A 19,384-nucleotide genomic window follows, 5' to 3' on the forward strand; every position below is an offset into this window, starting at 1 on the left:
TCAAGCGTCAGGGGCTGACTTGGGTTGGTAAATGGTGCCGTCGCGCAGCATGGCAAACAGGACGTCGCAGCGTCGCCGTGCGAGCGCGATGAGTGCCTGGTTGTGGCGCTTGCCCTGCTGGATCTTGCGCAAGTAATAGGCCCGTGAGACTGGGTCTCGTAAGGCAGCGAAGGCGGAGAGGAACAAGGCGCGTTTGAGCACCTTGTTGCCACGTCTGGACGGGTGTTCGCCCCGGATCGACGAGCCTGAGCGCCGGGTGACCGGCGCGAGACCAGCGTAGGCCGCCAGATGAGCAGCCGTGGCGAAGGCTTTTTGGGCGACTTCGGTCAGGAGTCTGGCAGCGGTCCTGACGCCGACTCCCGGCATGCTGGTCAGGACTGGCCAAAGAGGGTGAGCAAGCACCAGCCGCTCAACTTCGGCAGCGATTTCGTCACGCTGCTTGCGCAAGGCGGCAAGTTGCTGGGCCAAACGAGGCATGACGATGGTGGCGGCCTGCGTGCCGGGCACGATTACGGCTTGCTCGTTCAGCGCTTGAACGATTTCGGCCGCCAAGTTCTTGCCCATGCGCGGTGCGAGCTTGGTCAGGCGGTTGGCGAGCGTCTTTTCATTGGCAGCAGCAAGTGCGCTCGGGGACGGGTAGCGCTCAAGCAGATCGAGCACCGCCGGATGGTCGAGGCGCGGTCCGAGAACGCGTTCGAGCGCCGGATGGATTTGAGTAAGCAGGCCGCGAATGCGGTTGCTGGTTTGCGTGACCTGAGCGGCGAGGTCGTCATCGAAGCCGCAGAGCATGGTGAGTTCGGCGAGCTGCTCGTCGGCCAGTCGAAGCGAGCGCAGCGTATGTGGCATCGAGCGGGCGGCTTCAGCAATGATCGCGGCGTCGCGGGCATCGGTCTTGGCTTCGCCGGCATGCAAATCAGCGATGCGGCGCATGGCCAGTCCGGGCAGATAGGCGACGAGTACGCCTTCAGCGCGGGCGACGGCTACAGGAAGCGCACCGATGGTGGAAGGCTGATCGACGACGAACAGCAGTCGACCGTGAGTCTTGAGTTCGGCGATGAGGGCGCGCAGCTTGACCTCGTCGTTGGGTAGTGCCTTGTTGTAAAGACGCTTGCCGTTTCGATCGAGTGCGACGGCGTGATGCTGGCCTTTACCGACGTCGACGCCGACGAAGACATCGACGGCGTCATGTTGTTTGGTTTCTTGCATCGCGGTTTGTGCAGAGTGAACGGATTGGCCTGCAACAACGGTGGCAAGTCTCGGCATCCACGTTACGGACGGCGTCGGGAAAGCCCGGCCAAACCCCTATCAGCGATCACCAGCCACCCACCGGGCCCGGTGACAACACCCCCCGGATCATGACTGCGACTGGGGGCGGGAATCATGCCGGGCCTGGCTGGCCAAAGCCCCGATTATCGGGGCATGAAGATAGTAACGGGGCTGCCGGCCCCGTTACGAGAAAGACTATCAACGAAATTCTTGCAACCGAGCCATTATCAGGAACGAATGTAAATCGAATGTTCGCCACTGGGAAATATCAAACCACATTCGAAACGCTCGGCGCGGGAAAGGCGCGCCTTTCTCTTAGCGGGAATGAAATATACGATGCCGACATGCAGGAGCGAGTGTTTCGAGACTTCCTGTTTGACAAAGCTGGCGGCGGTAGATTGTCTGCGTTTGTAAAAAGATGGAAAGGGACTATCGATGATGCCGTGTTTGCGGCATCCCAAGAGTGGGCCTCGATTGCAGTCCCCAATGGATACCCGACTAACAAGGTGAAGAAGCACCCGGATGGAACCAAAGAGAAAGTTCTTTCTGATGGAACTTTAACTTACTTTCAAAACGAAGGCGCGGCTAATAAAGCTAGCATGACTTCCACTAAGAAACTGCGAGAAATACTCGAAGAAATTCAAAGCTCCAGGTAGGCAGGCGACATGAAAAAATTACTTGTTTCGACCATTTTGGCTGCCCTTGCAGTTTTGTCTTTCGGAATTTGTGCAAAACAACCGAATGCAGGCGCCACGAAAAATCACGCGTACACAGAGGTGAAAATTTCCTACGTGACATCGGATTTAACAAAATGCTCTTTTCAATACAGTCCGGTTGATTTTTTCGATGAAAAGCATGTCGCCGCGTACAGCGACGCACTGAAAACGCAGGCGGCGAATTTTAACCAGCACTATATTGTCTTGGCCTATCCGGAATTCAAAAATTATCACCAAAGGTCGGTTGTTGCAATCGACACCAAAACCGGGGTAGTCTATCCACGTCCAATCGACGCATTTTCTGGATTTAAGCATGGCCGACGTGCCGCTAAAGACGAAGGAAAAATTAGTTACTCCATTAGCAGCAACAAAGTGTGTATTGGTGGCGCGATACTGGTCTACAGATCGTTTGAGGAAGGAGACTTCTGTTTTGAATTTGTTGGCGACAAATTCGTCGGACATCACACCGAATACATGTACCCGTAAGCGAGACCGCCAATGATGAATCTCATCCGCGTCGGTGACGCCATCGACCATGGCGGCAAGGTTGAAACGGGCTCCAGCACAATGCGCTTCGACAGCCGCTATGTCGCTCGCAAGGGGGATCGCGTGTCGTGCCCGCAGCATCCCGATGTGTCGCCGAACATCATCGTGGAAGGCGATCCGTCGATGACGGATGGCGGCATTCCGATCGCACGGCACGGCCATCGCGCAACGTGCGGGTGTCACCTGATACCTGATTTCGAGCCTCGTCTAAATCCTACAGTAGCCGCGCCGGCTGGGCGACGTGCTGCGCACCCGCGCGATCTCGGAGACGCTAGAGATTGCGCCGGCCGGCGCGCCGTCGACCATTCAATGGGTGACCGGGGAGGTGCCGCACTCAGGAATGCCAGTTTCTCGTTAACTGCAGTAATTTGACATAATATCAATTATCGAATTTTCTCATCACATGGAATGCCCTCGTCACAATCCGACATCAGTTTCCCGTTGCTGGGAGCGTCGATGACTGTTCATGCAATGGGCAGCCGCACTGTAGCCTTGAGCCCGCCGCTGTTGCGCAGCGACAGATCGAGCCGGCCGCCGTGCTGACGGGCGATGCGTTCGGCGATCGCGAGCCCAAGGCCCGTGCCGCCCGATGGACGGTCGGGCCGCTCGACGCGCCGAAACGGTTGCGTGAGAAGCGGCAACGCGTCTTCCGGCACGCCGGGCCCGGCATCCTCGACGCGGATCACGACTCGCCCGCCTTCCACCGAGGTGTGCACCGACAGCCCGACCCGCCCGTGTATCGCCGCATTGTGCATCAGGTTCATCAGCAGACGCTGCATGCCGACCGGACGAAATCGCATCGCCGGCAGCGGCGCGAGCCGCATGTCGAATCGATATCCGAGGCCGGTGTAGTCCGCGACGAGCTGCTCGATCAGCGCATTCAGGTCGCCCGGCAACACCGTTTCGCCGTCCCCGCTGCGCGCGAAATCGATGAACTGGTCGACGATCGCGTCGATTTCCGCGACGAAGCGCTCGGCACTCTCTCGCGGCGCATCGAATGCCTCCGGCGCGGCGATCGCCATCCGCAGCTTCGTGAGCGGCGTGCGGATGTCGTGAGAGATACCCGCCAGCATCTCGGCGCGGGTCGTCTCCATGACGGCGAGCGACGCGACCATCCGGTTGAACGCATCGGCGACCATCGCCAGCTCGGCGGGCCCCGTGACGGGCACGGCGTCGGGCCACTCACCACGCTCGATCGTCGCAGCAGCACGCGACAGGCGTCGCAGCGGCACCGTCGTATCGCGCTGGATCATCCAAGCACCGAATACCGGAAAGGTCGCGAACACCAGCAACAGGCACGCGACACTCCATGGTTGCGCATTTCCGATATGCGCCGTGACGGGCAGCGCGACCCAGTAGCTATCGCGGTCGATCGCGAGCCTGACCCAGAATCGGTGTTGCGGGCCGCCCTCCCACAGCACCAACGTACCCGGCGTCAGCCGCGCGGCGAGCTGCGTCACGAAGCGACGGATCTGGTAGTTGCGCGGCACGGCGGTCAGATGCCGCTCGGGCGGGCCCTGCAGGCCGCCGTTCATCGCGACGACTTCGCGTCGACGCTCCGGCTCCGGCCGCGCGGCCAGCAGCCGTTCGACGGCTTTCGTCTGCGAAGCGACCACCGACGCGATCTCGTCGATCCTCGGCAACTGGATCAGCAGGAAATAGAGCACGGCCGTCGCCACTTGACTCGCGGCGACGATGCAGACCAGCAACAGCAGATTGCGTCCGAGCAGCGTGCGTGGCCGCGGCACCTTCATGATTCCAGCTCCGCGACGAGCATGTAGCCGATACCCCATATCGTCCGGATATGGCGCGGCGCAGACGCATCGGCTTCGATGATCTGCCGCAGGCGCAGTACCTGCACGTCGACGCTGCGCATGTTCGCATCGTAGTTTGGCCCACGCGCCCGCTCGATCAGGTTCGCACGGCTCACGGGCCGGTTCGGTGTTTGCGCGAGCGCGCACAGGAGACGCATCTCGGCCAACCCGACCTCGACAGCGGCGCCGTTGGGCCCGCCAAGCTCCTGGCGTCCGGTGTCGAGTTGATATCCGCCGAAACGCAGTATCGCCCCCCCGCTTTCCTGCAGCGCGCCATCGCGCAGATCGCGTTGGCGCAGCGTGACTTGCTGACGACGCAGCATCGCGCGAACGCGGGCCAGCAACTCGCGCGGCAGGAACGGTTTCGCCAGATAGTCGTCCGCGCCCAGTTCGAGCCCGACGACACGATCGACCGGATCGCCGCGCGCCGTCAGCATGAGGATCGGGATCGTTTGTCCCCGCGCGCGCAGCCGTCGGCAGACGGCCAGCCCGTCCTCGCCGGGCATCATGATGTCGAGAATCAGCAGATCGTATGGCTGACGCTCGAGAAAGACGTCGAGCTGGGTGCTGTTCCTCGCCGACCGAACATCGAAGCCGTGCGACGCCAGAAAGCGCTGCAGTATGTTTCGGATCTCCGCTTCGTCGTCCAGGACGATGATGCGGCCTGACGGGATGTCATTCGGGCAAGAGGTGGCGTTCGGCATCACGACCGGGCGATTTCCTGTGCTGAAAAAGATGAACGGGCGCCGTCACGTCCGATCAACGCTGGTTGCGTGCGGCGAACTGCTTGAGATCGGCGAGCGTGATGTAACCCTTGTGCGCCGTGTCGATCTGGTCGAAATGCTGTGCGACGCGAGGCATGCCGGCCTGCGCTTCCGAGCGTGTCAGCTTGCCGTCGTGATTGACGTCAGCCGCTGCGAAGCGCGCCTCGAGCTTCTGCTGCATTGCGTCATCCTGTTGCGCCATCGCGTTCGACACGAGGACGAAAGATGTGCCGAGCGCAGCTACGAGCATCAGACTAAAACGGTTCATTCTGTTCTCCTTGGTAAAGATGATAAAAAAAGTCGCTTTTCGCCAGTGGCGAATTGCAGAACGCTAAAGTGAGCAAAGATTTCGGTCTGTTACAACTCGATGTCAAGTCATGTCACGGTACGCCGCGACGAACCTATCAGAAGCGGTAAGCGACACCCATCGAGCCGAACACGCTTGCCCGCCGCTCGACGATCGGGCTGTTGGCCGCGTCGCCCACGAGCGTGCCCGCGCCCACGCCCGCGCGTGCCAACCAGTGCGCGTCGAGCCGGTGCTCGAGCGTCACCCGCAGATCAGTGCGCTGGAAGCCCGACGACGGCGCATAAGTCGGCAGATGGGCGGCACTGGCCGCCGCCTGCGCGTCGTCGATGCCGAATTCGGTTTGCGCGGCCGAGCGGTTGGCCCAGACCGTGCTCAGCGACGCGGTCACGCGATCGCGCGGCCCGTCGAAGATCCGGTATGCGAGCGCCAGCGTCACGTGATTGCCGTAGCCTGAATGGGCCGACTGCAGGAAGCGCACGTTGGCGCTCGCCGGGCCCGCTTGCCAGCGAACGAATGCGCCGTAGAGAAAGCTGTCTGCGATGTTGCCGGTGCCGTTCAGGATCGCCGCGTCGTCCTCCTTGCGACCGAGCCCCAGGCCGACGAGCGGACCGATCGAGAGGTTCGGCGTGACCGACCACGCGGCGCCGGCCTCGAGACCGCTCGCGAAGACATGCCAGTTCGACGCGGAATGGCCGGCCAACGCCACCGCCGGCAGTGGCAGCACGTGATAGCTGCTTGCGCCCGCGTAGCGCGGCACCGCTGCCAGGTCCAGGCCGACGCTGCCCGTCGCGGAAGACTGGGCGAATGCGTGAGTATTGCCGACGATGGCCTGAAGCGCGAGCGCGGCCGCGACGGCGCCGCAACGCGCGGCAACGTGCGCCGGCCCGTCGAATCGAGTCGTACGAGTCAACATCGAATGGTGTTCCTTACAAGGAGTCAGGATGGCTTGCCAGCGGTGTCGCGCATGTCCGGGCTCGGACGCGCACCGTATTCGGCGGTAATAAAGAATGCGGCGCGACGCTGCCGTGACGGTCCGGGAACGTCCGCCTGCCGCGCCGATCGGATCGGCCGATCCGATGCTCAGGACCAGTGTCCCGTGACCCAGACGCCGCCGACCCAATGTTCGGGCACCCAGACGCGCGGACGGACGACGACAGCAGGCGCCGGGGGCGGCACAACGGCAACCGCGGCGGGCGCCGCGACCACGGCGGGCGCGACGACGGTGACAGGAGGCGGTGGCGCGACGACGGCGACGCGCGGGGCACCCGCGACCACCACCCCACCCGTCGTCACTGTCCCGCCGCGCGGTCCCGTCACGCTGCTCGTCGTCGTCACGACTCCGGGCGCGACTCGCGTCGCCGTGTCCGTCCAACTGACGGAATGGCCGTCGGAGCCGGCGACACTCGCCGAATGCGTACACCCGCCGCCAGCGCAACTCGTGCTGGCCGTATGCGTATAGGTGCCGTTCGGCCCCGTGACCGTCTCGGTCGACGAATAGTGACCGGGCGACGATCGCGTGACGCTGCCGGCCGTGTCGATCGTCTGCCCGTGTGGCGTGGTCATGCTGCCGTCGTGCGTGCAAGTGCCGCCGCTGCAGGCCGTCGTCCCGCTGTGCTCATAGCGGCCGCCGCGTGGACCGACGGTTGTTCCTGTGTTGGCGAACTGCCCCGGCCCCGTACGCGTGACCGTGCCGTCATTCGTCGTCAGGCCGCCGCGCGGGCCGACGAACGCGCCACGGTGCGTACAGTTGCCGCCGCCGCAGGATGCGCTCCGGACCGACGCCTCGCGACCGTATCCGAATGCCTCGGCGAGGGCCGGCTCGATGCGGAGCGCGATCAGCAGCGAAGCGCAGGCGGCAAGATAGATCTTCGTCATGTGGACTCTCCCGAGACGGATTGGGTGATTCGATGCCTCGCAATGTAGAGAATCCGGTCCGAAAAAACTGTTAGCAATTCATGTCAGACGATGTCGTGAATCCGTTGAAACGAGATGACATGATTTCCCAACAGATTTTCATCGGCCTTGCTTCTAACGTGGCGATGTCGTCCTGGCCGCGGCCAGCCGATCCCTTTCTGATCAAGGAACTGCCATGAAACTGCATGCATCGTTTGCCGCCGCAAGCGGTCTCGCGCTCGCGCTGATTGCCCCCTCCTCATTCGCCGGTGTCGCCGTCGGCATCACAGTGCCGGTTACTGCGCCGGTCGTCGCGGCGGCGCCCGCGGTGCCCGTCTACGCCGTGCCGGCCGTGATCGCGCCACCGCCCGTCGTCGTCCCGCCGCCGGCTGTCGTGGTGACGCCCGCGTACGTCACGCCCGTGCGGCCGGTGGTCGCGAGTCCCGTCGTCACGGTCCGTACGGGATATTGGGCGCACGGCCCGGTCGTCGTACGCTAAAGATTTGCGTGCGGCGTGCCTCCCGCCCCCCTCAGCGCAGTACCGTATGCCGCGCCGCCGGACGTTGCCGAGCTCGCGCAACGCTACGGCTGCACAATATTCGTCGACGCGTTTGGCGATCCGTCCGCGCAAGCCGAGGCATTGACAATGGGAGGATGCCGTCCTCGCGCCCACCACTGGCCGAAGTGCGAACGTCATCGTCGAGCTCATCGGCGGCGACAATGTGGTGCATTCGATCGGCGCGGTCGCGGATCATGGTCATCTCGTCCAGGTCGGCTTTCTGGGAAGCCCGAAGGTGCGCATCGATGCGATTCCGCTGATGCTGACGCGCGCGTCGATTCACGGTGTCTCGGTAGGCAGCCGGCAGTCGTTCGAAGCGCTCGCCCGCGCAATCGATCGGCACGCGATCAAACCGGTCGTCGACTCGGTCCATCTGTTCTCCGACGTGCGCGCCGCATTCGAGCACCTCGATCGCGTACCACGCGCTCGTGCCGACCGTGCTCGGCTATCTGTGCTGGTACGCCGGCTCGGCGCGCACGAGCGGCACCGAGGCCGCATTGTTCACGGCCGTCGCGCCGGCGTCGGCGGTGCTGTTCGCGGTTGCGGCGTTCGGGGAGCCGCTCGGCGGGACGCGGCTCGCCGGCATCGCGATGGCGGTGACGGGCGTGCCGGTCGGCGCGATCCGGCCGCGGTCCGGCGCGATGCGTTCGGCCGCCGCCGCGGCGGATTCGCGGGAAGCGGCCTGAAGCGATCGCCCAGGCACGACGGGCGGCGTCGACATCGCCGGCGCTGCCCGCAATCGCCCTGCTCCGCGGTAACGCGGCAACGCCCGCTCAACCGACTCGCCCGATGTCGGCCGACGCAATCAGCCGCTCGATGTCGAGCAGAATCAGCATCCGGTCGCCGTCTTCGCCCGCGATCGATCCGAGATCCGTGATGAAGCCGGTGTCGATCGCCGCGCCGAATTCGGGCGCCGGCCGCCGGTCGGCGGCCGCGAGTTCGAGCACGTCGCTCACCGCGTCGACGACGACGCCCACCGTGCGCGCCGCGACGTTCAGCACGATCACCACGGTCGACGTGTTGTACTCGGCGGAATCGAGCGCGAACTTCAGGCGCAGGTCGATGATCGGCACGATCGCGCCGCGCAGGTTGATCACGCCCTTGATGAACGCCGGCGCGTTCGCGATGTGCGTCGGCTCTTCGTACGACCGGATTTCCTGCACGCGCAGGATGTCGATTCCATATTCCTCGGCGCCGAGGCGGAACGTGACGAACTCCTGCGCATCGCGTGCCGTGTCCTGTCCGCCCATGCGCGCCGCGCGCGGCGCTTTCAGAATTGCATTCATTGCGCTGTCCTCCTCGTGTGGGGCGCGCGCCGCCGTCAGAACGTCGGCGTGGCGTGCGGAACGCCGTGCGGCGCATTACCACGTGGTAACGGCCGCCACGCCGAATGCTTGAGCAGCGTTTCGATATTGACGAGGAAAACATCGGGAAAACAAGGGCAATCACGTCGGAGCGTACACCGTCCGACGAAGGCCGCAGCTTTCATCGCCGAAAGCAGCGCCGGGTCGCGTTTCCAGCGAAACGTTCGGCGAACCGCTTCGCCGTATTCGATGACGATCGCGTGTCACCACGCGAGGCGGCGCGACGCACGCGATCAATGCGTTCGATTGCGCAGTGTCTCTCTCACCCGCTTCGCGACGAGCACGGTCAGATAATCCCGCACCCGTGCGCCTTCACTGTATTCGGCGAGCGTTTCTTCGTAAAGCCGCGACACCGCGTCGGCGGGCGTGTGGGTTTCGGAAGCGATTGCCTGGACGATCTCGTTGACGCTGACGCGGTTCTGAACCATGTTTGCGCTCCGCAAGGAGGAAAGACGGACAAAAACGGCTTGGGGTGGGATGCCTATTGAATGTCGTCAAAAGCGCCGATGCAAATTGAATCCGTCTATGACCGCGGCGTCTGCGCAACCGGGGCTCTATTCGGACGAATCCGGCCGCACGTGGCGAACGCCCGGAGCGACGGCGCGTTCCGGCGCCACGTCCTCGCCGCGCTGTGACGCAACGGAAGGAGCGGGTGCCGATGGCCGGCGATCCCGCGCGCGGCACGTTACACTCTCGTCGCATTCGCGCCATTGCGTCCCGGCGCCGCCCGAACGAACCGCCGCCGCGCCTTGCCTACCGGCTGCAAGGCGCGGCGGCGGTTCGCATCCGACACACGGCTTTCACAGTCCGACAGGAGTTCATGCATGGCGGTTCGCGACATCCATGACATCGAGCAGATCGAGCGCGTTCCGCTGCACGCGCGCGCGCTGCCCGCCAACACGCTGCAGATCTTCGACGAGCGCGCGGCGAAGACGCCCGACGCGCCCGCCCTCACCTTCTTTCTCGACGCCGACCGGCTCGACCGGTCGCACACGTGGACCTTCGCCGAGCTGCGCGCCGACATCGTCAGGACGGCGAACGTGCTCGCGAGCGTCGGCGTGGGCGCGGGCGACGTCGCCGCGTTCGTGCTGCCGAACCTGCCCGACACGCATTTCGCGATCTGGGGCGGCGAGGCGGCCGGCATCGCGATGGCGATCAATCCGCTCCTCGACGGCGCGCAGATCGCCGAGCTCGTCGACGCGGCGCGCGCGAAGGTGTTGATCTGCGTCGCGCCGACGCCGGGCGTCGACATCTGGCCGAAGCTCGCGCCGCATCTGAGCGCGATGCCGACCGTCGAGACGGTCATGTGGGTCGATCTGCGGCCCTATGTGCCGCTCGCCAAGCGCGCGGCGCTCGCGTGGGTCGAGCGCCGCGAGAAGGCGCGCCTGCGCGGCGAGCGGGTCCGGATCGTCAATCTGCACGCCGAGATGCGGCGGCAGCCGGGCGACCGGCTGATCCGGCCGCGCACGATCGGGCCCGACGAGCCGTCGTCGTACTTCTGCACGGGCGGCACGACGGGCCGCCCGAAGATCGCGGTGCGCACGCACGGCTGCGAGGTGTTCGACGTGTGGGCGGCGAGCGAGACGCAGGCGCGCGACGGCGAGGACGCGCGCACCATCTTCTGCGGGCTGCCGCTCTTTCACGTGAACGGCCAGCTCGTGACGGGCCTGATGGCGTGGTTGCGCGGCCATCACGTCGTGCTCGGCACGCCGCAGGGCTATCGCGGCAAGCACGTGATCGCGCGCTTCTGGGCGATCGTCGAGGCTTACAGGATCAACGCGTTTTCCGGCGTGCCGACGCTTTTCGCGGCGCTGTTGCAGCAGCCCGTCGGCCGGCACGACATCCGCTCGATCGAATACGCGGCGTGCGGCGCGGCGCCGATGCCAGTCGGGCTCGCTCGCGGCTTCGAGCGCACGACCGGCGTGAAGATCGTCGAGGGCTACGGGCTCACCGAGAGCGCATGCATCGCGTCGCTGAATCCGCTCGACGGCGAGCGGCGCATCGGCTCGATCGGCCTGCGCCTGCCTTATCAGCGCATGCGCGCGGTGATCGTCGACGACACCGGGCGCTACGTGCGCGACGCGCTCGTCGACGAGGTCGGGCTGATCGCGCTCGCGGGGCCGAACGTGTTTCGCGGCTACCTCGATCCGGCGCACGAGCGCGGATTGTGGATCGACATCGCGGGCGAGCGGTGGCTGAACACGGGCGACCTCGGCCGCCGCGACGCCGACGGCTATTTCTGGCTCGTCGGCCGCAAGAAGGAGCTGATCATTCGCGGCGGGCACAACATCGATCCACGGATCATCGAGGACGCGCTCGCCGCCCACCCGGCCGTCGCGCTCGCGGCGGCGATCGGCCGCCCGGACGCGCACGCGGGCGAGCTGCCCGTCGCGTACGTGCAGTTGAAGGCGGGGGCGAGCGCTGACGAAGCCGCGCTGCTCGCGTTCGCCGCGGGCGCGATCCCCGAGCGCGCGGCGGTGCCGAAGCACGTGAGGATACTCGACGCGGTGCCGACGACCGCGGTCGGCAAGATCTTCAAGCCCGAGCTGCAGCGGCTGGAAATCGCGGATGTCGTGGCCGCGTGCGCGCGCGACGCGCAGGTCGCGCTCGAGCGGGTCGACGTCGTGCAGGACGCGCGGCGCGGGCTCGTCGCGCAGGTCGCCGTGCGCGGGGCGCACGGCGCGCTCGCCGAGCGGCTCGCGCGTTATGCGTTCGCCGTCGACTGGCGCGGCGAAGGCGAGCGCGACGGCGCACATGCGCATGCCGCCGGGGCGACGCGCGGCGAAACCGCCGCGCGCGAGCGCGCGTCGTGAGCGCCGCCCTGGGCCGCCCGCCGTTTCGTCGCCGATTTCGTCGCCGATTTCTCCGCCGATTCGTCATGCGGGCCGAATCCTGATGCGCGCCGGCAACTTCCGAGTGACCGCGGCCGTCTTCTCGCTATTGCTGATCGGCGGGCTGTCGCGCTCGCTCAGCTTCGCGTCGCTGGGCGCGCTCGTGTTCTCCGACGTGCCGGGCGAGCGCCTGTCGGCCGCGACGTCGTTCCAGGGAGCCGCGCAGCAACTGATGCGGGCGGCGGGCGTCGCCGTCGCGGCGGGCGCGCTGCATCTGGCGATGCTGATCGGCGGGCGCGGCCGGGCAAGCCAGGCGGATTTCGCGTGCGCGTTCGTGGCGATCGCGCTCGTCGTGCTCGCGTCGGTGCCGATGTTCGCCGCACTGCCGGCCGGCGCTGGCGAAGGGCTTGCGGGGCCGGCGCGCCGATCGCGGGAATGAGACGGCGCGCGCGGAAGCCCGCCGGTCACGTCGATTCGGCCGACGATCTCGGCGCAGTCCGCATCAGTCCGCATCAGTCCGGATCAGTCCGGATCAGTCCGGATCAGGCCGCGTCGGGCGATCGCGCGCGACGAGATCGAGATACGCGCGCACGTCGCCGCCGTCGAGCGGCTTGACCATCACGCGCACCGTGCGCACCGCGTCTTTCATCGGAACGTTCTCGACGGTGCGCACGCAGGCGTAGCCTGCGCGCGCCCAGAAGCGCTCCGCGCGCGGCGCGCCGCTGACCACGCCGAGCCTCAGCCAGCGCGCCCCTCGCGCCCGCATCCACGCCTCGAGCGCCGCATAAATGCATCGCGCGACACCCTGCCCGTGCCGCACGGTCTCGACGATGAACAGATCGACGTGCCAGATGCCCGGCGCGAACATGTCGGCGAAAAGCGTCGCGAACGCGGCGAGCGGCGCGTGCGCGCCGGACGAAACGGGCGACGAAGGCGTCGGCGCATTGCAGCCGGCCGGCGCGGAAGGCCGAAAGCCGATCGTCCATTTGGCCGTGCAACCCCGGTCGGCAGGCGGCATGCCCGCGTACTCGACGGCCGCTTCGTCCGGTGCGGGCGGCTTGCCCGTCGTGTCGACGAAATACTCGGGGTTGCGCTCGAAGAACGCCTGGATCGCGGGAATATCGTCGGCGCCGAGCACGATCGCGCACAGGTCGTCGATTTCGAAGAGCGCCGGCGCGCGGGCGGACGAAGATTCAGATTCGGTCGGAGGCATGGATGGGATTGATGGGATGGAGGCGGATCGTATGCGCGAAGAACGTGACGCCGGCCACGGCCGATCGGCCGCCGTCGGCGGGCCAATGCGCCGGCGCGCGCGGCCGCCGCTCAGCTCCCCGCCCGGATCGCCGCGAGGAACAGCATCGGCGGGCGCCGGCACTCCGCCTCGAGGTCCGGCCGCACCGCGAGCGCGTCGGGAATCGGCGCCGGCTCGCCGAGGTGCGTGAGCGTGAAGCCCGCCTTCAGCAGCGTGTTCACGTAGGTCTCGACCGTCCGGTGGTATTTGACGACGCCGTCGACGAACCAGCGCGTGTCGCGCCGCCCTTCCTGCCGGTAGCGGTCGACGGGCCAGTGCTGCTTGTGGCCGTCTTCGTCGCGCACCCAGCCGTGCGGATACGCGGTGCAGATCGGATGCTCGACCGAGAACACGAAGCGGCCGTTCGAGCGCAGCGCGTCGTAGATCCGCGCGACGACGCCCGCGTAATCTTCGACGTAGTGCAGCGCGAGCGACGACACGACGAGATCGAACGCGCGCGTCGCCGCGTGATAGGTCTCGATCGACCGCTGCAGATAGGTGATCGCGTCGTCGTCGGTGCGCGCGCGCGCCTCGTCGAGCATCCGCGACGACACGTCGACGGCCGTCACCGTCGCCGCGCCGCGCGCGCGCGCATAGCGGGCGAAATCGCCGAAGCCGCAGCCGAGGTCGAGCACGTGCAGGCCCGCCAGGTTCGGCAGCAGACGTTTCATCGCGGGAAATTCGAGTGCGCCGTTCAGGCCGGTGTCGCCCTGTCGAAGCGTTTGGTAGCCTTCGAAGAACGATGCGTCGTCGTAGATGTTTTGCGGCGCGGACGGAGGCGCCGTGTTGGGATCGCTGCTCACGATGGACGCTCCTTGACGTAGACGGCAATCGGCGGGAAAGCGGCTCAAGACGATTCGAGGCGACGGGCGGCGGTGCGGCGCAATATCCGTTCCACGCGCGGCGCCGTCCGTCGCATTGTATCGCCGCGATACGGAAATGCGCAGTCCAAAACGATGGTTCGCGATGATCCGCGCCGATCCGGCCCGCGCGTGAACGCGCCCTTGTTTGCCAAAGCGCGCCCGCTCAAGTACCTTGAACCCCTGCCGCCTGCGATCGGCCCCCGCTTCGCCCACGGCCGAGTCCCGCCGCCCGGGCCGGCGCACGCCGTCGCATCCGTTCATCCGCTGTCCGACAGGAGTGCCAGCCCCGATGAGAGTCCCCCGTTTCAGCCGTCCCGTGCGCGCGGCCGCGGCCGCCGCCGCGCTCGCCGTTTCCCTCTGCGCCGCCGCGCCCGGCGCGCGCGCCGCCGGCGCGGTCACCGTCGCGTCGAAGATCGACACCGAAGGCAACCTGCTCGGCAACGTGATCGCGCAGGTGCTGAAGGCGCACGGCATCGCCGTCGTCGACAAGATCGGGCTCGGCGCGACGCCGATCGTCCGCCGGGCGCTGACGACGGGCCAAATCGACATCTATCCGGAATACACGGGCAACGCCGCATTCTTCTTCAACAAGGCCGACGATCCCGCGTGGAAGAACGCCGCGCAAGGCTACGCGCTCGCGAAGCAGCTCGATTACGCGGCGAACCGGATCGTCTGGCTCGCGCCCGCGCCCGCGAACAACACGTGGGGCGTCGCGGTGCTCAATTCGATCGCGCAAACGCAGCATCTGAAGACGTTCAGCGATTTCGGCAAGTGGGTCGGCGCGGGCGGCAAGGTGAAGCTCGCCGCGTCGGCCGAGTTCGTCAACAGCGCGTCCGCGCTGCCGTCGTTCGAGAAGGCGTATGGCTTCAAGCTGAAGCCGGAGCAGATGCTCGTGCTGTCGGGCGGCGACACCGCCGCGACGATCAAGGCCGCCGCGCAGCAGACGGACGGCGTGAACGCCGCGATGGTCTACGGCACCGACGGCGGCATCGCGGCCACGGGGCTCGCGGTGCTCGACGACGACAAGCACGTGCAGCCCGTCTACGCGCCCGCGCCGATCATCCGCGAGGCGGTGCTCAACGCGCATCCGCAGATCGCCGATTATCTGAAGCCCGTGTTCGCGAGCCTCGATCTGAAGACGCTGCAGACGCTCAACGCGCGAATCCAGATCAACGGCGAGCCGGCCGCGAGCGTCGCGGCGAGCTATCTGAAAGCGAAGGGCTTCGTCAAATGACGGCGCGCACGGCGGGCGGGGCCGGCGCCCCCGCTCCCGCGCCGCGCCCGCGCGCGATTCCCGGATGGGCCGCGCGCGTCGACAAGGTCGGCGCGCTGATCGCCGCGCTCGTCGCGTACGCGGCGTTCGTCGAGCCTTTCGTCACGCTGCGCGCGAACCGGATCGCGGCGGGCTCGGAACTCGCGCTCGGCGCGGTGTTTCCGGCGCTCCACGCTTACGCGCTCGACGCGCTGTGGGCGGCAGGCGCGCTCTTCGCGCTCGCGCGCAGCCGCGCGGCCGCGCGCGCCGCCGTCGGCGTCGTACTGGTGCTCGTGCTGTGCGTGGCGCTCGGCGCGGCGCCCGCGCATCTCGTCACGCCGGATACGCCGCTCGCGCGCGTGTCGCCCGCGGCGGGCGCCTGGCTGCTGCTGTTCGCGTTCGCGGTGCTGATCGCCGACGCGCTCGCCCGGATCGCGCCCACCCCGGCGATGCGCCTCGTCGCGCTCGCCGCGGCGCTCGGGGCGCTCGCCGCGTTCATCCACGGCGGCTTCTGGGACGGGCTGTCGGTGATGCAGGAATACGCGGTGCGCGCCGACACGTTCCGCAGCGAGGCGATCCGCCACCTCGCGCTCGTCGCCGGCTCGGTGGCGGCGGCCGTCGCGCTCGGCGTGCCGCTCGGCATCGGCTGCACGCGCTTCGCCGCGCTGCGCGGCGCGCTGCTGCCGCTCTTGAACGTCGTGCAGACGATTCCGAGCATCGCGCTGTACGGCCTGCTGATGGCGCCGCTCGCGATTCTCGCCGCGTGCGTGCCGCTCGCCGCCCGCCTCGGCGTGAGCGGCATCGGCGTCGCGCCCGCGCTGATCGCCCTCTTCCTGTATGCGCTGCTGCCGATCGTATCGAGCGTCGTCGTCGGCTTCGCGCAGGTGCCGGCCACTGTCGTCGAGGCGGCACTCGCGATGGGGATGACGGGCCGCGAGCGGCTCGTCGCGATCGAGCTGCCGCTCGCGCTGCCCGTCGTGCTCTCCGGCGTGCGCATCGTGCTCGTGCAGAACATCGGCCTGGCGGCCGTCGCCGCGCTGATCGGCGGCGGCGGCTTCGGCACGTTCATCTTCCAGGGGATCGGCCAGTCCGCCACCGATCTCGTGCTGCTCGGCGCGCTGCCGACGATCGCGCTCGCGCTCGTCACCGCCGTGCTGTTCGAGGCCGCGACCGACCTCGCGAAAGGAGCGCGCCGATGATCGAGATCGAACGCGTGAGCCGGCTGTTCGGCGATCTCGCCGCGGTCGACGACGTGTCGCTCGCCGTCGCGCGCGGCACGGTGACGGCGCTCGTCGGCGCATCGGGCAGCGGCAAGTCGACGCTGCTGCGGATGATCAACCGGCTGATCGCGCCGACGAGCGGGACGATTCGCGTCGACGGCGTCGACACCGCGAGCGTGCCCGCCGAGACGCTGCGGCGCGGGATCGGCTACGTGATCCAGGGGCACGGCCTCTTTCCGCACTGGACGGTCGCGCGCAACATCGCGACCGTGCCGCGCCTGCTCGGCTGGCGCGCGGCGCGCATCGACGCGCGCGTGCGCGAGCTGCTCGAGCTGTTCGAGCTCGACTACGGCACATACGCGCGCAAGCTGCCGCACCAGTTGTCGGGCGGCCAGCAGCAGCGCGTCGGCGTCGCGCGCGCGCTCGCGGCCGAGCCCGCGATCCTGCTGATGGACGAGCCGTTCGGCGCGCTCGATCCGATCATCCGCGGCAAGGCGCAGGACGATCTCGTCGCGCTGCAGCGCAGGCTCAAGATCACGATCGTGATCGTCACGCACGACATCGACGAGGCGCTGCGGCTCGGCGACCAGATCGCGGTGATGGACGCGGGGCGCATCCTGCAGGCAGGCACGCCCGCCGAGATTCTCGGCCGGCCGCAGCCGGGCGTCGTCGAGCGGCTCGTCGCGGGCCTCGACCGGCCGCTGCGCCTGCTCGCGCTCACGCGCGTCGCGGCGCTCGCCGAGCCGGGCGCCGCGCCCGGCGAGCCGATCCCGGGCGCGCTCACGCTGCGCGACGCGATCTCCGAGCTGCTGTGGCGCGGCGTGAGCATGCTGCCCGTATCGAGCGCCGACGGCGCGGTGACGACGCGCATCACGCTCGATGCGATCGTCGCGCAGGCGAAGCGGCCGGAATGAGGCGCGCGATGAAAGCCGCGAGCGCCGCGCGCAATACGGGCGCGCCGGGCGCGCTCGGCGCAGCGAGCCGGCGCGCGGGCGTCACGCTTGCGCGCATCGCCGCGCTGGCGGTGCTCGCCGTGATGCTCGCGCGGCCCGGCTGGCTCGAGCCCCTTTTCGCGCCGTTCGCCGACAACGGCGCGCCCGCGATCTACCGGCGCGCGAGCCTCCTCGACCTGACGCTGTCGCATCTCGCGATCGTCGCGGCGGCGAGCGCGGCGGGCGCGATCGTCGCGCTCGCGGCGGGGATCTTCGTCACGCGGCGCGCGGGCGCGGAGTTCCTGCCCGTGGCGCGCAGCGTCGTGCACATCGGGCAAACCTTTCCGCCCGTCGCGGTGCTCGCGCTCGCGGTGCCGGCGATCGGCTTCGGCGTGAAGCCCGTGCTGATCGCGCTGATCCTGTACGGACTGCTGCCGATCTTCGAAAGCACGATCGCGGGGCTGCAGGACGTGCCCGCCGACGCCGTGGACGCCGCGCGCGGGATGGGGATGAGCGGGCTGCAGCGGCTCGCGTGGATCGAGCTGCCGCTTGCGTTCCCGGTGATCCTGAACGGCATCCGGCTTGCGGTCGTCATCAATCTCGGCACGGCGACGATCGGCTCGACCGTCGCAGCGAAGGGACTCGGCGACGTAATCATCGCGGGGCTGCAGACGGCGAACACCGCGTTCGTGCTGCAAGGCGGCCTCGTCGTCGCGCTGCTCGCGGTGCTGATCTACGACGCGCTCGGCGCGCTCGGCCGATGGCTCGCGCCGGCGGGCGCGGCGCGGCGCGAAGGCTGCGCGTAGCCCGGCCGCGCGCGGCGCGAGCGGCGCCCGGCATCGCTTTTGGCGCAGCGCAGCCCGCCCGTGTCGGCTTCGGCACGCGCGGCCTGCAGCGATTTCAGCAAGATGGAATCGTATCGAACGAGGTCATCGCGACAGGCACCTACCTGTCCGACGAATGCCGATCCGTGCCGTTGAAACGTGCTCGCCGCGTGCGTGTACGACAGCGACATGCACACCGATCCTAGCACCGTTTGCACATGCTCCGACCGCCTTCCGGCTGCCTTCCGGCGTTTTTTGATCCATGACATGAAGTGCCGTTTAAATTGTTTCCAATCAGTAAGCCATCGGGAAGAATTGAATCGACGACAGCGAATTCAAATGCCGAATTTGACGGATTTGGAACGCGTTCGATCGGCTCGTTTTGCACACGAGAAGCGGGATTCAAGGCCTGATTCGGTCGCGTGCGTAAATGCGGCGCCAAAAGCGCTCGTGAGCAAGGTCGAACGGAAAAGCAGGAAAGCACGATGAGAATCTGCATTGAAAATATTCAACCGGGGGTCACGCGAGAAGAGCTGCAGGCTTTTCTATTCAAATACACCGGAAAGACATTTACCGATATTCAATTCATCGGAGAGTCGGGCCCGAGGCCGGGCGCGCTGATCGATATCGACGGCGCCAGTTGGAGCGCGCTCGCGGAAATCCGCCGCCGGCTGCACGGCATGTACTGGAAGCGGCGCCGGATCGGCGTCTGGCTCTTTTCATTCTGGGACCGCAGCGACGCAGCCGAGGTGCGGCGTCAACGCGAAGCCCGGACACAAGCGGCAAGGAGCACGCCCATGACGACGCTCCGCCGATAACGCCCGAACGGGCAAGCATCGACCCAATTCAAACGACGCGCGTTCCGCCGGACCGCGCGCAAGCGGCAACCGCCGTGCTCCCCCGCCCCCGGCGGACGCGCGATGGCCGCGTGCGCGCCGCGTT

The 19,384-nt window shown here is 67.3% G+C and carries 20 protein-coding genes and 3 pseudogenes; 13 read left to right on the plus strand and 10 right to left on the minus strand.

Annotation, left to right across the window (positions count from 1 at the left end):
* A complete protein-coding gene (locus AQ610_RS09685; RefSeq protein WP_006029866.1) occupies positions 1–1,206 on the minus strand; it encodes an IS110 family RNA-guided transposase in 1,206 nt (401 codons plus the stop codon).
* A 308-nt stretch (positions 1,207–1,514) separates the two neighbouring features.
* Here AQ610_RS09685 and AQ610_RS33145 point away from each other — a divergent pair, with 308 nt between their 5' ends.
* The 3 genes and pseudogenes from AQ610_RS33145 to AQ610_RS33155 form a co-directional block, all read left to right on the plus strand.
* Entirely contained in the window at positions 1,515–1,922 is a 408-nt protein-coding gene (locus tag AQ610_RS33145; RefSeq protein ID WP_231748908.1) for a hypothetical protein, read from the plus strand.
* Between the two features lie 9 nt (positions 1,923–1,931).
* The gene (locus AQ610_RS33150) at positions 1,932–2,468 is read left to right on the plus strand and encodes a hypothetical protein (protein ID WP_080595050.1); all 537 of its coding nucleotides are present in this window, start codon (positions 1,932–1,934) and stop codon (positions 2,466–2,468) included.
* A 12-nt stretch (positions 2,469–2,480) separates the two neighbouring features.
* Positions 2,481–2,717: pseudogene (locus tag AQ610_RS33155) on the plus strand (PAAR domain-containing protein); the annotation flags it as partial.
* Between the two features lie 275 nt (positions 2,718–2,992).
* On the opposite strand, the gene AQ610_RS09690 reads toward AQ610_RS33155, so the two are convergent.
* The 5 genes from AQ610_RS09690 to AQ610_RS09710 all read right to left on the minus strand — a co-directional run bounded on the left by AQ610_RS09690 (position 2,993) and on the right by AQ610_RS09710 (position 7,288).
* Positions 2,993–4,282, minus strand: coding sequence for an ATP-binding protein (locus AQ610_RS09690; protein ID WP_006026745.1), 1,290 nt, complete (start codon positions 4,280–4,282; stop codon positions 2,993–2,995).
* Complete coding sequence (locus AQ610_RS09695; RefSeq protein ID WP_006026744.1) at positions 4,279–5,046, minus strand: response regulator; 768 nt, start codon at positions 5,044–5,046, stop codon at positions 4,279–4,281. Before AQ610_RS09695 ends, AQ610_RS09690 begins: the two co-directional genes overlap by 4 nt.
* A gap of 55 nt (positions 5,047–5,101) precedes the next feature.
* The gene (locus AQ610_RS09700; RefSeq protein ID WP_006026743.1) at positions 5,102–5,374 is read right to left on the minus strand and encodes an EF-hand domain-containing protein; all 273 of its coding nucleotides are present in this window, start codon (positions 5,372–5,374) and stop codon (positions 5,102–5,104) included.
* Positions 5,375–5,510: 136 nt separating this feature from the next.
* Complete coding sequence (locus tag AQ610_RS09705; RefSeq protein WP_006026742.1) at positions 5,511–6,326, minus strand: MipA/OmpV family protein; 816 nt, start codon at positions 6,324–6,326, stop codon at positions 5,511–5,513.
* 167 nt (positions 6,327–6,493) lie between these two features.
* Positions 6,494–7,288 (minus strand): hypothetical protein, encoded by a 795-nt coding sequence (locus tag AQ610_RS09710; protein ID WP_006026741.1) that lies wholly within the window; start codon positions 7,286–7,288, stop codon positions 6,494–6,496.
* 214 nt (positions 7,289–7,502) lie between these two features.
* On the opposite strand from AQ610_RS09710, the gene AQ610_RS09715 reads away from it, so the two are divergent.
* The 3 genes and pseudogenes from AQ610_RS09715 to AQ610_RS09725 all read left to right on the plus strand — a co-directional run.
* A complete protein-coding gene (locus tag AQ610_RS09715) occupies positions 7,503–7,805 on the plus strand; it encodes a hypothetical protein (RefSeq protein ID WP_006026740.1) in 303 nt (100 codons plus the stop codon).
* Between the two features lie 208 nt (positions 7,806–8,013).
* Positions 8,014–8,217: pseudogene (locus AQ610_RS37275) on the plus strand (NAD(P)-dependent alcohol dehydrogenase); the annotation flags it as partial.
* Positions 8,218–8,272: 55 nt separating this feature from the next.
* Positions 8,273–8,551: pseudogene (locus AQ610_RS09725) on the plus strand (DMT family transporter); the annotation flags it as partial.
* 87 nt (positions 8,552–8,638) lie between these two features.
* On the opposite strand, the gene AQ610_RS09730 reads toward AQ610_RS09725, so the two are convergent.
* Together AQ610_RS09730 and AQ610_RS09735 are read right to left on the minus strand one after the other, a co-directional pair.
* Positions 8,639–9,151, minus strand: coding sequence for a chemotaxis protein CheW (locus tag AQ610_RS09730; protein WP_006026738.1), 513 nt, complete (start codon positions 9,149–9,151; stop codon positions 8,639–8,641).
* 311 nt (positions 9,152–9,462) lie between these two features.
* Entirely contained in the window at positions 9,463–9,657 is a 195-nt protein-coding gene (locus AQ610_RS09735) for a DUF3562 domain-containing protein (protein WP_009916446.1), read from the minus strand.
* A gap of 396 nt (positions 9,658–10,053) precedes the next feature.
* Between AQ610_RS09735 and AQ610_RS09740 the strand changes: the two genes are divergently transcribed.
* Entirely contained in the window at positions 10,054–12,042 is a 1,989-nt protein-coding gene (locus tag AQ610_RS09740; protein ID WP_006026737.1) for an acyl-CoA synthetase, read from the plus strand.
* 82 nt (positions 12,043–12,124) lie between these two features.
* Positions 12,125–12,499 (plus strand): hypothetical protein, encoded by a 375-nt coding sequence (locus tag AQ610_RS09745; protein ID WP_009916587.1) that lies wholly within the window; start codon positions 12,125–12,127, stop codon positions 12,497–12,499.
* Positions 12,500–12,592: 93 nt separating this feature from the next.
* Here AQ610_RS09745 and AQ610_RS09750 read toward each other — a convergent pair whose 3' ends face one another.
* Both AQ610_RS09750 and AQ610_RS09755 read right to left on the minus strand, forming a co-directional pair.
* Positions 12,593–13,273, minus strand: a complete 681-nt coding sequence (locus tag AQ610_RS09750; protein WP_006026735.1) for a GNAT family N-acetyltransferase — start codon at positions 13,271–13,273, stop codon at positions 12,593–12,595.
* A gap of 110 nt (positions 13,274–13,383) precedes the next feature.
* Entirely contained in the window at positions 13,384–14,154 is a 771-nt protein-coding gene (locus tag AQ610_RS09755) for a class I SAM-dependent methyltransferase (RefSeq protein ID WP_009916585.1), read from the minus strand.
* Between the two features lie 349 nt (positions 14,155–14,503).
* Here AQ610_RS09755 and osmF point away from each other — a divergent pair, with 349 nt between their 5' ends.
* From osmF to AQ610_RS09780, 5 genes are all read left to right on the plus strand, one after another.
* Positions 14,504–15,448 carry a glycine betaine ABC transporter substrate-binding protein OsmF gene (gene osmF / locus AQ610_RS09760; protein WP_045554845.1) on the plus strand — a complete coding sequence of 315 codons (945 nt, stop codon included), beginning with the start codon at positions 14,504–14,506 and terminating at the stop codon, positions 15,446–15,448.
* Positions 15,445–16,665: an ABC transporter permease gene (locus tag AQ610_RS09765; RefSeq protein WP_006026732.1), complete on the plus strand. Its 1,221-nt coding sequence runs from the start codon at positions 15,445–15,447 to the stop codon at positions 16,663–16,665. The genes osmF and AQ610_RS09765 overlap by 4 nt, the downstream gene beginning before the upstream one ends.
* A complete protein-coding gene (locus tag AQ610_RS09770) occupies positions 16,662–17,600 on the plus strand; it encodes an ABC transporter ATP-binding protein (protein WP_006026731.1) in 939 nt (312 codons plus the stop codon). Before AQ610_RS09765 ends, AQ610_RS09770 begins: the two co-directional genes overlap by 4 nt.
* Positions 17,597–18,424, plus strand: coding sequence for an ABC transporter permease (locus tag AQ610_RS09775; RefSeq protein WP_006026730.1), 828 nt, complete (start codon positions 17,597–17,599; stop codon positions 18,422–18,424). Before AQ610_RS09770 ends, AQ610_RS09775 begins: the two co-directional genes overlap by 4 nt.
* A 503-nt stretch (positions 18,425–18,927) precedes the next feature.
* Positions 18,928–19,260, plus strand: a complete 333-nt coding sequence (locus AQ610_RS09780) for a hypothetical protein (RefSeq protein ID WP_009912310.1) — start codon at positions 18,928–18,930, stop codon at positions 19,258–19,260.
* Positions 19,261–19,384: the final 124 nt, after the last annotated feature.

The sequence above is a fragment of the Burkholderia humptydooensis genome, assembly GCF_001513745.1.
Lineage (GTDB): Bacteria > Pseudomonadota > Gammaproteobacteria > Burkholderiales > Burkholderiaceae > Burkholderia > Burkholderia humptydooensis.